Raw genomic sequence first — 14,062 nt, forward strand, 5'->3', positions numbered from 1 at the left:
GTTATGTGGCTGAGTGAGCGGTTCGGGGTGGCGGTACCGGTGGTGCAGGCGCCGATGGCGAACGTCAGCGGCGGAGCGCTGACCGCGGCGGTGTCGGCGGCTGGTGGGTTGGGGATGCTGGGGGCCGGGTCGGCGGTTTCGGCTGAGTGGATCCGGGCGGAGGGAGCGATTGCTGCGGCGGGTGGGAAGCCGTGGGGGATCGGGTTGATGGCGTGGTCGGTGGCGGATCGTCCTGAGCATCTGGAGGCGGTACTCGAGCTGCGGCCGGCGCTGGTTTCGTTGAGCTTCGGGGAATATGCGCCGTACGTCGGTCCGCTGCGGGACGCCGGGATCGTCGTCGCGACGCAGGCGGGTACGGTCGCCGATGCGCGGGCGGCGGTGTCGGCCGGCGTCGACGTGATTGTTGCCCGGGGCGCCGAAGCCGGCGGGCACGGGCGGAACGCGGTCGGTACGCTGCCTTTGCTGCAAGCGATTCTGGACCTGACCGACCTACCGGTACTCGCGGGCGGAGGGATCTCGGGTGCGCGCGGTCTGGCCGCGGTGCTGGCGGCGGGGGCTGCCGGTGGGTGGATCGGTACGGCGTTCCTCACCTGTCTCGAGGCGGAGACCAAGGAACCGGCGCGGCGGCGGATCATCGAGGCGGACGAGACCGAGACGGTGTACGGCACCGTGTTCGACGCGGCGTCGCGGGCGGGGTGGCCGGACGAGTTCGGTGGGCGCGCGTTGCGGAATGCGTACTTCGACGCCTGGGAAGGGCGTGAGGAGGAGCTGAAGTCCGACGACGTGGGGCATGCCGAGTACGCCGAGGGCTCGCGGGCCGCCGACCCGGCCCGCGCGTCGATCTACGCGGGTCAAGGGGTCGGCGCGTTGAACGGTGAGCCGACGGCGGCGGAGGTGGTTGCTGGGTTCGCGGCGTACCGCGATTACTTGAGGATCGCTCTCAACGGCGGGTCCAAGTAGTTGCGGTGAGCAAGTACCAGGTCGTTGCAGAGTTGCCAGATCTGCTCGACCGGTAGGGTTCCCGCGGTTGCCGGGTCGAGCATGAGCGCCTGGCGGATTGCTCTCGGGTCCTCGGTGAGTGCGGCTTGTACGGCTAGTTCGGCGACGTTCAGGTACGAGCGGTTGAGGGCGGCGCACTGGGCTGGGAGTTCGCCGACTGCGGTGGGACGGATGCCCGAACCGTCCACCAGACACGGAACCTCGACGATAGCCCTGGACCGCAGGTTGGGGATGAGCCCAGCGGCCGCGTGACCCGTGCTTGCGTGACCTGTGGTTGCGTGGCTGGTGGCGGCGTGATCTGTGGTTGCGTGACCTGTGGTTGCGTGGCTGGTGGCGGCGTGATCTGTGGTTGCGTGACCTGTGGTTGCGCGACTTGTGGCTGCGTGACCTGTGGTTGGGCGACCTGTGGTTGTGTGGCTGGTGGTTGGGTGGGGGGTGGTGTTGGGGACGTTGGCGTAGATGGTGCGGGGGGTGTTGGTTGCGATGCTGTGGATGATTTGGGGGGCGTATTCCATCGTGGGTTCTACCTCGACCCGGTCGCCTGTTTTCAAGGCGGTTCGCGTGTGTTCGTAGGTCGCCAGGTTCTCCGCGACGATGTCCAGGTACGCGCCGATCGGTAGTCGGAGACGCTCCACCTCGCTCGCATGCCCCAGGTACCACGGCACGTACTCGGAGGAATGCTCGCTCGTCTCCGTCGGGTAGAACCCGAGCCGCCGGTACATGTCCACCCGGACCCGCCGCCGCAGCTCCGGGTCCGCCGCGATCGCCTCGTCGAGCCGGTCGTACAGGTTCTCCCGGCCGCGTTCGAACCGCAGTACCCACGACTGGTGGTTCACCCCGGCGGCCAGGTATGTGACGTCCTCGTACGGTACGCCGACCAGCTCGGACAGGCCCTGCATCGTCCAGTACACCGAGTGGCAGAGGCCGGCGACGTTCCGTACGCCGAGCTCCTTCAGGTACCAGACGTTCATCACCATCGGGTTCGTGTAGTTGAGCAGCCACGCGTCGGGGCAGACCTCGGCGATGTCCTGCGCGAGCCCGCGCAGGACCGGGAACGTACGCAGTGCGCGGAACACCCCGCCGACGCCGAGCGTGTCCCCGATGGTCTGCCGCAGCCCGTACCGCGCCGGGATCTCGAAATCGGTGTGCGTGGCGGCATTCATCCCGACCTGCACGATGTTGATCACGAAGTCCGCACCGTCCAGCGCGGCCCGCCGTTCCAGGTGCGCAGTGATCCGCGGACTCACGCCGTGCTCCCGAGCGATGTACGCCGCCGCGGCCGCCGCCGTCTCCAGCCGCTCCGGATCGATGTCGTGCAGCCGAATCTCCAGCGTGCCGAGTTCGAGCCCGAACAGGTCCGCCAACAGCCCCTGGGCGAACACCACGCTGCCTGCTCCGATGAAGGCGATCGTCGTCATGCTGTTGCCTCTTCCCAGGTCGGTTGAGCCGCTGTTCCACCGGCCGCGCGGGTGGAGAGCGAGCCGCAAACAGCCGCGATCGCCAGGGCGCGCTCCGGCCGGGATCCGTTGAGTACGGCGGCCACCCAACCGGCATCGAAACTGTCACCCGCGCCGACGGCGTCGACCGTGTCCACCTTCAGCGCCGGCGCAGTGATGACCTTGGAGCCGTTGTGTGCGAGTGCTCCGTCTGTGCCGTTCTTGACTACGACGTACGTCCCGCGTCGGGCCATGCGGCGCGCGAGGATGCCGGCGGCGTCCTCGACCGAGTGGTGACCGGTCAGCGCCAGCGCCTCAGCCGCGTTGGGCAGGAAATAGTCGGTCACCCGCAACACCGGATCGAGCACCATCTGGTCCCACTTGCCGGCCGGATCGTCATTCGGATCCAACGAGGTAGTGGCCTTCGCAGCCTTGGCCTCCTTGAAGACCCCCGCCAGCCCAGCTGCCAACCGAGGCATCAAGTAGAACGACCCCGCATGCACGTGCCGCACAGACCGCAACAACGACAGCGGCACATCCTCAGCAGCAGTGCTGGGCAAACATCCCGGCGACGTCAGGATCGCGCGATCGTCCCCCGACACCAGGATCGTGGTCAGCGGCGTCGGCAGCGACGGATCGACCACCAGCGCTTCGACGTCGACACCGCGGTCGGCCAGCGACGTACGGACGAAGTCGCCCGCCGGATCGTCCCCGACACGTCCGGCGAAGGCGACCCGCAGGCCGAGCCGGGCCGCGCCGCAGGCCATGATCGAGGCCGAGCCGCCGAGCACGAGGGAGCCGTTGGGAACGAGCCGTTCCCGCTGGCCGAAGAGGATCGGCTGGTCGACAGGCCCGACGACCACGTCGGGATTCGCGTCACCGATCACGAGCAGATCGAACATATTTGGTCAGCCTTTGAGTCCGGTGGAGGCCAGCGAGCGGATGAACGCCTTCTGGGCCAGGAGGAACCCCAGCAGGACGGGCAGCACGGTGATGACGTTGCCGGCCATCACGGCGGACCACTGGGTGTGGTGCTGCCCCTGGAACGTCGTGAGTCCCAGCTGGAGGGTGTACGTGGAGTCGCTGTTGATCGCGATCAACGGCCAGGTCAGGTCGTTCCAGGTGGCGAGGAACGTCAGCACGGCGACCGTGCTCAACGCCGGCCGCGCGAGCGGCAGCACGATCGACACGAGGATCCGCAGCCGCCCGCACCCGTCGATCCAGGCCGCTTCCTCGAGTTCGCGCGGCAGCGAGACGAAGAACTGCCGGAACAGAAACACCGAAAGCGGCGTCACCAGCGACGGAACGATCAGTGCGCCGAGCGTGTCGATCAGCCCGAGGTCCTTCATCACCAGGAACGTCGGAATCATCGTCAGCTGGAACGGGATCACCATCGTCGCCAGCATCAGCCCGAGGACGAGCTTCGACCCGGTGAACCGGATCCGCGCGAACGCATACCCGCCGAGCGATCCGAGCACCAGGTTCGCGGTGACGGCAACCGCGGAAACGACGAAGGAATTCAGGAACCAGCGCGGAAACAACGCGTTTCCGAGCACGTACCGGTACCCGTCGAACTTGATGCCGTGCGGCCACAACGCGGGCGGAAAACGGTTGATCTCCGCGTTGCTCATGACCGAACTGACCAGCAGCCACACCAACGGCAGCGCGAACAACAACGCCAACGGCGCGAGGACGAAATGCCAACCACTGATGCGTTTCATCGGGCCGCCACCCGCCGCCGGTAGATCTGCAACGCAACCCCGACCACGAGCAGCGCGACCGCGAGCGTGTACGCGGCTGCCGCGCTGTAGCCGGCCGTGAAGGTCTTGAACGCCTTCTCCCAGATGAAGTACACGATCACGGTGGTCGACCCGAGCGGCCCGCCCTTCGTGGTGACGAAGACCAGGTCGAACACCTGCAACGCGTTGATCGTCTGGAACAGCAGCAGAAAGACGGTGACCGGCGTCAGCGCGGGCAGCGTCACGTGCCGCAGTACGCCCCAACGCCCCGCGCCGTCGATCCGGGCCGCCTCGACCAGGTCGCTCGAAACCCCTTGCAGGCCGGCCAGGTAGACGATCACGCAGAACCCGGTCCCGCTCCACAACGAGATCGCGACCAGCAGGTACAGCGCCTGCCCCGGATCGCTGAAGAACCCCTGCGCGGGCAGCCCGACCTTGTGCAGCAGGGAGTTCGCCACCCCGAACTCAGGATCCAGTACGAACGAGAACAGCACCCCCTGCGCCGCCGCCGACACCACGAACGGTACGAACACCAGCGTCCGGTACAGCCCGATCAACGCGATCTTCCGGTCCAGCGCGATCGCGATCGCCAGCCCCGCGACCACGCTCAACGGCACGTAGAGCGCTGTGTAGACGAGGGTGTGCGAGACCGCCGAACCGAACGCCGGATCATTCAGCAGCGCCTTGTAGTTGGCCAGGCCTACCCACTCGGACGGCGACACGAGATCGTTGACCTGGAACGACAACAGCAACGACCACAGCACCGGTACGACGCTGAGCCCGAGGATGATCACCACCGACGGACTCACGAACGCCCAACCGGTCGCGCTCTCACCGCGGACCCTTCGCTTGGCCGCCCGGCTGCGCGGATCCACGGTGAACGTCCCGACGACACTGGCCATCAGCTCGGCACCGCCAGCACCTGGTTGCACTGGTCGACGGCCTGCTTCAGCGCGTCCGCCGGACTCTGCTTCCCGAGCAGCACCGCGGAGATCGCCTCGCCGACATGCTGCGAGATCTGCGGGTACGTGGTGATCGTCGGCCGCACCTTCGCGGTGTCGAGGGCTTTCACGAACACCTCGAGCCCGTTGGTCTCCGCCGAGTGCTTCTTCCAGGCGGGCAGTTCCGCGGTCGCCCTGGTGATCGGCAGGCTGCCGCCCTTGATGTCCCACTGGATGTCCTGCGCCGGATCGGCCAGCCAGCTGACGAACTCGGTCGCCGCCTTCACCTTGGCCTTGCCGTTGTCGAAGACCGTCCAGGTGTCCGGACCGGAGATCGTGACCGGTTTCCCGGAGTACGACGGCAGCGGTACGACGCCGTACTCGAGCCCGTTGTCCTTCAGTTCGGGCAGCTGCCAGGGGCCGGTGGCAACCATTCCCATCCGGCCGCCGAGGAAGACCTGGTACAGCTGCTCGCTGCCCGGCTTCGGGTCGACGTACAGCGACTTGTCGGTCCGCAACCTGTCCAGCGTTTCCAGCGCCTGCGCGCCGACGGAGTCGAAGCCGACCTTCTTGCCGTCGCCGCTGACCACGTCGCCGCCGAGGTCCCAGATCATCGGCCAGATCCGCCAGACCGTGTCCTCGTCGCCGACGCCCGGCCAGCCGGTGCCGAAGATTCCCTTCGCGGGATTGGTCAGCTGTCTGGACGTGGCAACGAAGTCGTCCCAGGTCCAGCCGTCCTTGGGCGGGGCGACACCGGCCGCGGAGAACAGCTTCTTGTTGTAGACCACGCAGAGCGAGTCGAGCAGCGCCGGCGCGGCCCGTACCTTGCCCTTGACGCTGACCGCGTCCTTCGCGGCCGGCCAGTAGTCGTCGATCTTGAGCTGCCCGGTCAGGTCGGCGACCTTCGGGCTCTTGGTCAGGCTGGCGAGGTCGGACCCGAAGATGTACGCGATGTCCGGGTAGGACCCCGCCGCCAGTCCGGCGGTGACCTTCTGCAGCATGCTGTCCGCAGTCACCCCGCCACCGCCGCCGACCACCTTGATCTTCGGGTGGCTCTGGTTGAAGGCCGCGATCAGCGAGTCGATCGCGGCCTTGCCGATGTCCACCTGGCCGTGCCACAGATCGAGCGTGACCACGCCGTTCGCGTCGGCGCCGTCGTCCTTCTTGCCGCAGGCGGCCAGCGTTCCGGCGCCAGTCACCGCGGCGGCAGCACCGGCCGCGGCCCGGAGGACGTCGCGACGGGACAGGTTTCGAGCATGCTGGGACATGAGGGTCTCCAGAAAGGGAGCAGGAAAGGAGTTTCAGCAGGTCTTGCGGACGTACCCGGAATCACCCGGTACGGAGACGTCCACGTCCCGCTGCACGATCGACAACGTTCCGGCGTACTGCGAACACGCTTTCCGGCGGCCGCTGTCGGTGTACTCGATCACGATCACGTTGTTGCCAAAGGCATCGACGTAGTCGGCGCACTCGTCGTACTGGCCGCATTCCTCGGCGACTGCGAAGTCCAGGCCGACGGCCTGCCGGTCACCGGCCAGTTCGACCGTGTTCTTCTGGCCGACGGCCAGGTTCTTGCTGTGTGCGTGGGTGGCCACCAGCTTCAGGTACGCCTCGGCCTGGGCCGCGGTGAGCAACTTCTTCGAACGGGTGTAGCTGTCGTAGTTGTCCGGCTCGATCGCCTTGTACCCCGCGGCGGCGCAGCCGTCGATCCAGCCGTTGACCTTGGTGGCGATCCGGTTCCGCTTGTCGGCGGTGCGGAGGTCGAGGAGCGGTTCGCCCCAGTCCTCGTCGATCACCAGCTTGCCGGCGGCGTCGCGCAGCAGCAGGTCGGACGCCCACTGGCCCTGTTCGCCGGGCTGGACCTGGAAGGCGTTGACGTAGCAGATGTTGTACAGGCCGGCCGCCGGTGCGGCGGTCCGGTCGCGGGTGACCACCTGGACGCCTGCTGGCGGGGTGTACGCGCCGCCGATCTGGTAGTCGAACTTGGCGTGTGCCGGCGGCAACGTGACGGCCGCGTCGGCGGAATTCCGATTGAGGGTGGGGACGGTGACTGCGAGGGCGGTGGCCGCGGCGGCGACAGCGAGGCGGCGGATGAGTCTGGACACGATTGCTCCATCGGTCCCGGGGACGCGACCCCGCCTCGGGTCTCGCACCGACCCTGGCGCCGTAAAACCGGACTGCAGGCTGTCTGGCCTGGTACCGGCTGGGTGCGTCACTGCGGATCAGATTAAGCGACGAGGTGACGGTGCGGTCAAGGGGAGACTGCAAACAAGTGCGCGAATTGCCGCCGATAGTGCGGCACTGCGCACGAGTCAGGCGTTGCCGAGCGCCGCGGTGGCGTTCCGGCCGGCGGTCGTGGTGCGCCGGAGGAAGTCGGCCAGGAGCTGCAGTTCGGCTTCGGAGTAGTCGGCGAGGAGTTCGTCCATCGTGCCGTTCATACCCGAGTACAACTGGAAGACCTCGGCGCTGCGGTCGCGGAGGGCGCGGATGGTCACGGCGCGGCGGTCAGCGGCTTCGGGGTCCCGTTCGCGGACGATCCAGCCGCCCTTCTGCAGGCGGTCGAGGACGCCGGTCATCGTCGCCGGGTGGAGTCCGGCCCGCCGCGCGAGCGCGCTCGGGCTGATCGGGCCGGACCGGGTGATGAGCTCCAGGCAGTCGAGGTCGACATCCTTCAGGGCGAGCTGCGCACTGACATGGTGATTGAGCAGCGAGAGCTGGTTGCTGAGCTCGCGCAGCGAGTCCTTGATCTCGGATGCGACCCGACGGCTACGCCGTGCCTCGTCGCCGGAAGCTGCCGGACTCATAAGATCTGCCCCTCGGTTGGTACGACTTCCGCACGATACGGTACCGAGTCACCCCCGCTCGATGAATTCGGCCACGATCGCCGCGAAGTCGGGCCCGCGGTCCTCGATGCCGAAATGACCGGCGTTCTCGAGGACGAGCTCCTGGGCGCCGGGGATCGCCTCGCGCAGCGTCGTCCGCCCTTCCCCGACGCCGTAGTCGTGATCGGCGTGCACATACAGGAACGGGATGGACAACGTCCGCAGGACCGACCACGCCTTGCGGTTCGGTTCGGTCGCCTCGTCGTACGGCGTGAGCGGGATCAGCAGCGGGAACTGCCGGGCGCCCTGCAGGTAGCGCTCGTCCGGGAACGGCGCGTCGTACGCCGCTCGGACGGCGGGACCGAGTTCCGTGACCGTGCCGCGGTCGACGACCTGGCCGGCCAGAAACGGTTGGACCGCTGACTGAGCTGCAGCCAGATGGACAGCGGGCCGCTGGGCTCCCGGTCACCGGTCGGCAGCGAGGTACTGGTGACGACGACACGCCTGAACCTGTCGGGGTGCTCGCCGAGCAGGCGCAGGCCGAGCAGCCCGCCCCAGTCGTGGCAGAGCATGGTTACGCCGGACAGTTCGAGCTGGTCGAAAACGACCTGGCGGAGCCAGTCGAGGTGCGACTGGTAGGTGTAGTCGAACCGGTCGGTGGGCTTGTCGGACTTGCCGAAGCCGACGAGATCTGGGGCGACGCAGCGGTGCCCGGCGGCGATGAGCGGCGGGATGACATGGCGGTACAGGTAACTCCAGGTCGGCTCGCCGTGGAGCAGGAGTACGGTCTCGCCGGACGCGTCGGCCGGATCAGGTCGTTCGTCGAGGTAGTGGACGCGTAGCTGGGTGCCGCCGGCGTCGATGTCCACGTAGTGCGGTTCGAACGGGTAGTCCACGAGCCCGTCGAAGCGGGCGTCCGGCGTACGGAGGCTCGCGATCGTCATGCTGCGGCCGCCGCCTGGAAGGCGTCCGCGTGATCCGCGACCCACTGGGCGAAGGTGCGGGCGGGGCGGCCGAGGATCTGCTCGACCTCGGCTGTGACGGGCGCGGGCTTCCCGGCGTCCCGTGCGTACCTCGCCATCAGCGCGTTGACGAAAGCCTCCGGCAGGCCGTTGGCGATCAGTCCGCGGGCCGCCAGTTCCGGTGGGACCTCCTCGAAACGCAGCGGCCGACCGATCACCTCGCCGATGACGGCGACCATCTCCTCGTGGGTCAGCGACTGTGGTCCGGTGGCGGTGATCCGTCCGTCGAGGTCGTCGTCGAGCAGCGCACGTGCGATCACCGCGGCCAGGTCCGCCTCGTGGATCGGGGCCTCGGCGAAGTTCGCGTACGGGGCCCGAACGACGTCGCCCGCGCGGGCCTGGGCGCCGAACATGCCGATGGAGTTGGCCGCGAACGTACTCGCCCGCACCGCCACCCACGGCAGTCCGGCGGCCGCGACCGCGTCCTCCACCTCCTTGTTGCGGTCGCCGTTCAGGCGCGACGGCTGATGTGCCGGGTCGTCGTCGACGTTGATCGCCGACAACGCCACGACTCGCCGTACCCCGTGCTCGGCGGCCAACTTGAGCAGCGCGGTCGCGTTCTCCCCGACCGCACGGGGGTGCACGAAGAGGGCACTGGCCCCCTCCAGCACGGGCGCGACGTCGTCCGGCCGGGACAGGTCGACCCGGTGGGCGCCGGTCGACCTGCTGACCGCACGTACGGCGACGCCCTCATCCGTCAACCGCGCAATGAGCGGGCGACCAACCGTGCCGGTCGCTCCCGTGATCACGATCATGATGACTCCATCCGCGAGATTAATATGATACTCATATCGTATGAATCTCATACGATATGTCAACCTGACCCTCGCCGCAGTCGACATCCCCGCGGAGGGTCACTCGATGGCGTGGATTCGGGCGGCGTACCAGGCGAGGTTGGGTGCGCCGGCCTTCCGTCTCGTCGCGGGCGGCCATGTCACGGGCACCGTCGACCCCTCCGGCGACATCGTGGAACTGATCACGAAGGGGCACGTCCTCGATGGCTGCGCGCTGCTGTCGAGGTCTTGACGGATGAGGTTTTAACCGGTTTAGTGTGCGTTTAAACCGGTTTAAATCCTGTCGAACGAGGTGTTCCGTGAGCAAGCGGCCGACGATCGCGGATGTGGCTCGCCGGGCCGGGGTGTCCAAGGGGTCGGTCTCGTTCGCGCTCAACGGGCGCCCCGGGCTGGCGCAGGCGACCGTGGACAAGATCCTCGCCGCCGCCGACGAGCTCGGCTGGCGGCCGAGCAACCGGGCGCGGTCGCTGTCGGTCTCGAAGGCGTTCGCGCTCGGCCTGGTGATCACCAGGGATCCGGCGGTGTTGTCGTCGGACCCGTTCTTCCCCGCGTTCATCGCGGGGGTCGAGAGTGTGTTGTCGACCCGGGGCCAGGCGCTCGTCCTGCAGGTGGTCGCCGACGGTTCCGAGGCCGACGGGTACCGGCGGCTCGCGCAGGACGCGCGTGTCGACGGCGTGTTCCTGTCCGACCTCCGGCACGACGATCCGCGGATCGACCTGCTGGTCGAGCTCGGGTTGCCGGCGGTCACGCTGAACCGGCCGGACGGCGAGTCGCCGTTCCCGGCCGTCACGCTCGACGACCGGCCGGGCACCGTCGCGGTCGTCGAGCACCTGCTCGGGCTCGGCCACACCCGGATCGCGCATGTCGCCGGCCCGCCCGCGTTCGTCCACGCCACCGCACGGTCCACGGCGTTCGTCGAGACCCTCGCCGCGGCCGGGCTGGCGCCGGTGGCGGTCGAGGCCGGCGACTTCACCGCGGCGGGTGGGATCGAGGCGACCCGGCGGCTGCTCGCGCTGCCGGAACCGCCGACCGCGATCGTCTACGCCAACGACCGGATGGCGATCGCCGGCCTGGGCGCCGCGCAGGCCGCCGGGCTGACCGTGCCGGACGACCTCAGTGTGGCCGGCTTCGACGACAGCGAGCTCGCCGAGTACGTGCACCCGGGGCTGACCACTGTCCGCGCCGACCCGTTCCAGTTCGGGGTCGCGGCCGCCCGGACCCTGAACCGGGTCGTCGACGGCGACACCGACGTACCCGATGTCGAACTGCCGCCCGCGGAGCTCGTCGTCCGCCGCTCCACCTCTGCACCACCCCCGCTCTAGGAGGACCCATGAAGTTGCAAGCTGGACTGCTGGCCGTCGTTCTGGCCGGCTCGCTCGCCGCGTGCGGGAGCGGCGGTGGCGCTGGTGACGCCGACGCCGCGGCCAAGGCGCGCGGGCCGATCACGATCTGGTACTCGAACAACGCCGAGGAAGTGGCCTGGGGCAAGCAGATGGTCGCGGCCTGGAACGCCGGACACGCGGACCAGAAGATCACGGCCCAGGAGATTCCCACCGGCAAGTCCTCCGAGGAGGTCATCGGTGCGGCGATCACGGCCGGGAACGCGCCGTGCCTGATCTTCAACACCTCGCCGGCCTCGGTGTCGCAGTTCCAGAAGCAGGGCGGCCTGGTTCCGCTGGACGCGTCGTACATCGAGGAGCGGTCCGGGGACGTCGCACAGCAGTACAAGTCGCCCGACGGCAAGTACTACCAGCTGCCGTGGAAGTCGAACCCGGTGATGATCTTCTACAACAAGAAGATCTTCGCGAAGGCAGGGATCACGGATCCGAAGCTGCAGACGTACGACGAGTTCCTGGCCGCGGCGCGGAAGGTCGTCGCGTCGAAGGCGGCGAAGTTCGCGATCTACCCGGCGCCGAGCAACGAGTTCTTCCAGTCCTGGTTCGACTTCTACCCGTTGTACGCGGCCGAGACCGACGGGAAGCAATTGGTTGCCGACGGCAAGGCAACGTTCGCGTCCGACGAGGGCAAGAAGGTCGCCCAGTTCTGGCGGACGATGTACGCCGACAAGCTGGCCTCGCAGGAGAAGTACACCGGTGACGCGTTCGTCGACGGGACCGCGGCGATGGCCGTGGTCGGGCCGTGGGCGATCGCGACGTACAAGGGCAAGGTCGACTGGGGTGTCGTGCCGGTACCGACCTCGTCCGGCAAGCCCGCTTCGGAGATTCACACGTTCTCCGACGCGAAGAACGTCGCGATGTACTCCGCCTGCAAGAACCGCGGGACGGCCGCTGACGTACTGAAGTTTGCCACCAGCAAGGAACAGGACGGCAAGTTCCTCGCCGCGACCGGGCAGATGCCGTTGCGCAAGGACGTTGCGTCGACGTACGGGGACTACTTCGCCAAGAACCCCGACTACAAGCTGTTCGCCGACCAGGCGTCCCGGACCGTCGAGGTGCCGAACGTCCCGAACTCGATCACGATCTGGCAGACCTTCCGCGACGCCTACTCCAAGTCCGTGATCTTTCGGCCAGCAGGACCCCGGCTCGGCCTTGGACGACGCCGCACAGAAGGTCGATCAACTCGTCAAGCAGTCATGAGACGACGGCTCCGCGTCCTCGGTGAGCATCCGATCGGCGCCGCGTTCGTCACGCCGTACGTCGTGTTCCTGGCCGCGGTGTTCGCGTATCCGCTCGGGTTCGCCGTGTACATGTCGTTCCACGACTACTTCTTCGCGGCACCCGGTGCGGTGGTGGAGCGGCCGTTCGTGGGGTTCGCCAACTATGTGACGGTCTTGTCGGACCCAGCGGTCCGGCGGGCTTTCGGGAACGTACTGATCTTCCTGGTGATCAACGTCCCGCTGACCGTCGTCCTGTCGCTCGGCCTGGCCAACGCCCTGAACGCCGCGATCCGCTGGCGCACCTTCTTCCGCGTCTCGTACTACGTCCCGTACGTCACCGCGTCGGTCGCGGTCGTCGGCGTCTGGCTCTTCTTGTTCAACTCGAACGGGCTCATCAACTCAGTCCTAGGTCCCCTCGCCCCCGATCCGTCCTGGTTGGTGAATTCGAGCCTTGCTATGCCAACAGTCGCCATCTATGTCACCTGGAAACAGCTCGGCTTCTTCATCCTGCTCTACCTGGCCGCGCTGCAGAACGTCTCGAAGGACCTGTACGAGGCCGCCTCCATGGACGGCGCCGGCCGCTGGAAATCGTTCCTCAACGTGACCGTTCCCGGCGTCCGGCCGGCGACGACGCTGGTCGTGCTGGTGGCGACGGTGACCGGAGCGAACCTGTTCACGGAGCCCTACCTGCTGACCGGAGGTGGCGGTCCGGACGGAGCATCTGCTTCACCGGTACTGATCATGTATCAGCGCGGAATCGAGCAGGGTCATCCTGACGTGGGCGCCGCGATCGGGGTGCTGCTGGTGATCGGCGTGCTGCTGCTGGCTCTGCTCGAACGGCGGTTCGTCGGGAGGGAGGAGTCGTGAGGCTGAAGTTCGTCGCTCTGCTGGTCGGGGCTTTCGTCTTCCTCTTCCCCTTCTACTACATGCTGATCGGCAGCCTGCAGGCCGAACCGGACCCGTCCGTAGGCGGCGCGTTCCCGAACCCGGCCAACCTGACCGGGCACAACTACACCGAGATCAACAAGTCGATCCACCTGGGCCGGTCGCTGATCAACTCGGGCATCTTCACCGGCGGGGTGATCCTCGGGACGCTGGTGTTCGGTGTCCTCGCCGGCTACGCGCTCGCCCGGCTGCAGTTCCGCGGCCGCGGCGTGGTCTTCAACCTGATGCTGCTGATCCAGGTTGTACCGTTCCAACTGCTGACGATCCCGCTGTACGTGCTGATCGTCCGCAGCTACGGGCTGGCCGACTCGTACCTCGGGATGATCCTGCCGTTCCTGATCAACTCCACCGCGGTCTTCGTCTTCCGGCAGTACTTCCTGCAGTTGCCGGCCGAACTGTTCGACGCGGCCCGGATCGACGGCGCGTCGGAGCTGAGCATCCTCTGGCGGGTCGCCGTACCGCTGGTCCGGCCGGCGCTGCTCACCGCGGTACTGCTGACGTTCATCGGGCCGTGGAACGAATTCCTCTGGCCGTTCCTGATCACCAAGCAGCAGGACCTGCAGCCGCTCGCGGTCTCGCTGTCCAACTACCTGACCACTGTCTCGGCGCGGGCGGCGAACCCGTTCGGCGCCGTACTCGCCGGTGCCTGCGTACTGGCCGCGCCGGCCGTGACCTTGTTCATCGTCTTCCAGCGCCGGTTCATCTCCACGAACCTGTCGTCCGGCGTCAAAGGCTGATCCCAGAAGG

15 protein-coding genes are annotated in these 14,062 nt (G+C 67.7%); 5 read left to right on the forward strand and 10 right to left on the reverse strand.

The features are described 5' to 3' along the window. Positions 1-3 precede the first annotated feature (3 nt). Positions 4-960: an NAD(P)H-dependent flavin oxidoreductase gene (locus ACFYRU_RS27800; RefSeq protein ID WP_387663674.1), complete on the forward strand. Its 957-nt coding sequence runs from the start codon at positions 4-6 to the stop codon at positions 958-960. Here ACFYRU_RS27800 and ACFYRU_RS27805 read toward each other — a convergent pair. The 10 genes from ACFYRU_RS27805 to ACFYRU_RS27850 form a co-directional block, all read right to left on the reverse strand. Continuing rightward, positions 924-2,417: an alpha-glucosidase/alpha-galactosidase gene (locus ACFYRU_RS27805; protein ID WP_387663676.1), complete on the reverse strand. Its 1,494-nt coding sequence runs from the start codon at positions 2,415-2,417 to the stop codon at positions 924-926. The genes ACFYRU_RS27800 and ACFYRU_RS27805 overlap by 37 nt on opposite strands. Continuing rightward, positions 2,414-3,337, reverse strand: coding sequence for a carbohydrate kinase family protein (locus tag ACFYRU_RS27810; protein ID WP_387663678.1), 924 nt, complete (start codon positions 3,335-3,337; stop codon positions 2,414-2,416). Before ACFYRU_RS27810 ends, ACFYRU_RS27805 begins: the two co-directional genes overlap by 4 nt. 6 nt (positions 3,338-3,343) lie before the next feature. Then, positions 3,344-4,156, reverse strand: a complete 813-nt coding sequence (locus tag ACFYRU_RS27815; protein WP_387663680.1) for a carbohydrate ABC transporter permease — start codon at positions 4,154-4,156, stop codon at positions 3,344-3,346. Continuing rightward, positions 4,153-5,076, reverse strand: a complete 924-nt coding sequence (locus ACFYRU_RS27820; RefSeq protein ID WP_387663682.1) for a carbohydrate ABC transporter permease — start codon at positions 5,074-5,076, stop codon at positions 4,153-4,155. The genes ACFYRU_RS27815 and ACFYRU_RS27820 overlap by 4 nt, the downstream gene beginning before the upstream one ends. Then, positions 5,076-6,383 carry an ABC transporter substrate-binding protein gene (locus ACFYRU_RS27825; RefSeq protein WP_387663684.1) on the reverse strand — a complete coding sequence of 436 codons (1,308 nt, stop codon included), beginning with the start codon at positions 6,381-6,383 and terminating at the stop codon, positions 5,076-5,078. The genes ACFYRU_RS27820 and ACFYRU_RS27825 overlap by 1 nt, the downstream gene beginning before the upstream one ends. A gap of 33 nt (positions 6,384-6,416) precedes the next feature. Next, positions 6,417-7,220, reverse strand: coding sequence for an endo alpha-1,4 polygalactosaminidase (locus tag ACFYRU_RS27830; protein WP_387663686.1), 804 nt, complete (start codon positions 7,218-7,220; stop codon positions 6,417-6,419). Positions 7,221-7,427: 207 nt separating this feature from the next. Beyond that, the gene (locus ACFYRU_RS27835) at positions 7,428-7,919 is read right to left on the reverse strand and encodes a MarR family transcriptional regulator (protein WP_387663688.1); all 492 of its coding nucleotides are present in this window, start codon (positions 7,917-7,919) and stop codon (positions 7,428-7,430) included. A 48-nt stretch (positions 7,920-7,967) separates the two neighbouring features. Continuing rightward, the gene (locus ACFYRU_RS27840) at positions 7,968-8,153 is read right to left on the reverse strand and encodes a hypothetical protein (RefSeq protein WP_387663690.1); all 186 of its coding nucleotides are present in this window, start codon (positions 8,151-8,153) and stop codon (positions 7,968-7,970) included. Between the two features lie 65 nt (positions 8,154-8,218). Further along, entirely contained in the window at positions 8,219-8,881 is a 663-nt protein-coding gene (locus tag ACFYRU_RS27845; protein WP_387663692.1) for an alpha/beta fold hydrolase, read from the reverse strand. After that, positions 8,878-9,714, reverse strand: coding sequence for an NAD(P)H-binding protein (locus ACFYRU_RS27850; protein ID WP_387663694.1), 837 nt, complete (start codon positions 9,712-9,714; stop codon positions 8,878-8,880). The genes ACFYRU_RS27845 and ACFYRU_RS27850 overlap by 4 nt, the downstream gene beginning before the upstream one ends. Before the next feature lie 40 nt (positions 9,715-9,754). On the opposite strand from ACFYRU_RS27850, the gene ACFYRU_RS27855 reads away from it, so the two are divergent. The 4 genes from ACFYRU_RS27855 to ACFYRU_RS27870 all read left to right on the forward strand — a co-directional run bounded on the left by ACFYRU_RS27855 (position 9,755) and on the right by ACFYRU_RS27870 (position 14,052). Continuing rightward, a complete protein-coding gene (locus ACFYRU_RS27855; RefSeq protein WP_387663696.1) occupies positions 9,755-9,985 on the forward strand; it encodes a hypothetical protein in 231 nt (76 codons plus the stop codon). A gap of 67 nt (positions 9,986-10,052) precedes the next feature. Beyond that, positions 10,053-11,075: a LacI family DNA-binding transcriptional regulator gene (locus ACFYRU_RS27860; RefSeq protein ID WP_387663698.1), complete on the forward strand. Its 1,023-nt coding sequence runs from the start codon at positions 10,053-10,055 to the stop codon at positions 11,073-11,075. 8 nt (positions 11,076-11,083) lie between these two features. Further along, on the forward strand, positions 11,084-13,237 hold the full coding sequence (locus tag ACFYRU_RS27865) for an extracellular solute-binding protein (RefSeq protein WP_387663700.1): 2,154 nt from the start codon (positions 11,084-11,086) through the stop codon (positions 13,235-13,237). After that, entirely contained in the window at positions 13,234-14,052 is an 819-nt protein-coding gene (locus ACFYRU_RS27870) for a carbohydrate ABC transporter permease (RefSeq protein WP_387663702.1), read from the forward strand. The genes ACFYRU_RS27865 and ACFYRU_RS27870 overlap by 4 nt, the downstream gene beginning before the upstream one ends. Positions 14,053-14,062: the final 10 nt, after the last annotated feature.

Source organism: Kribbella sp. NPDC004536 (genome assembly GCF_042873835.1).
Lineage (GTDB): Bacteria > Actinomycetota > Actinomycetes > Propionibacteriales > Kribbellaceae > Kribbella.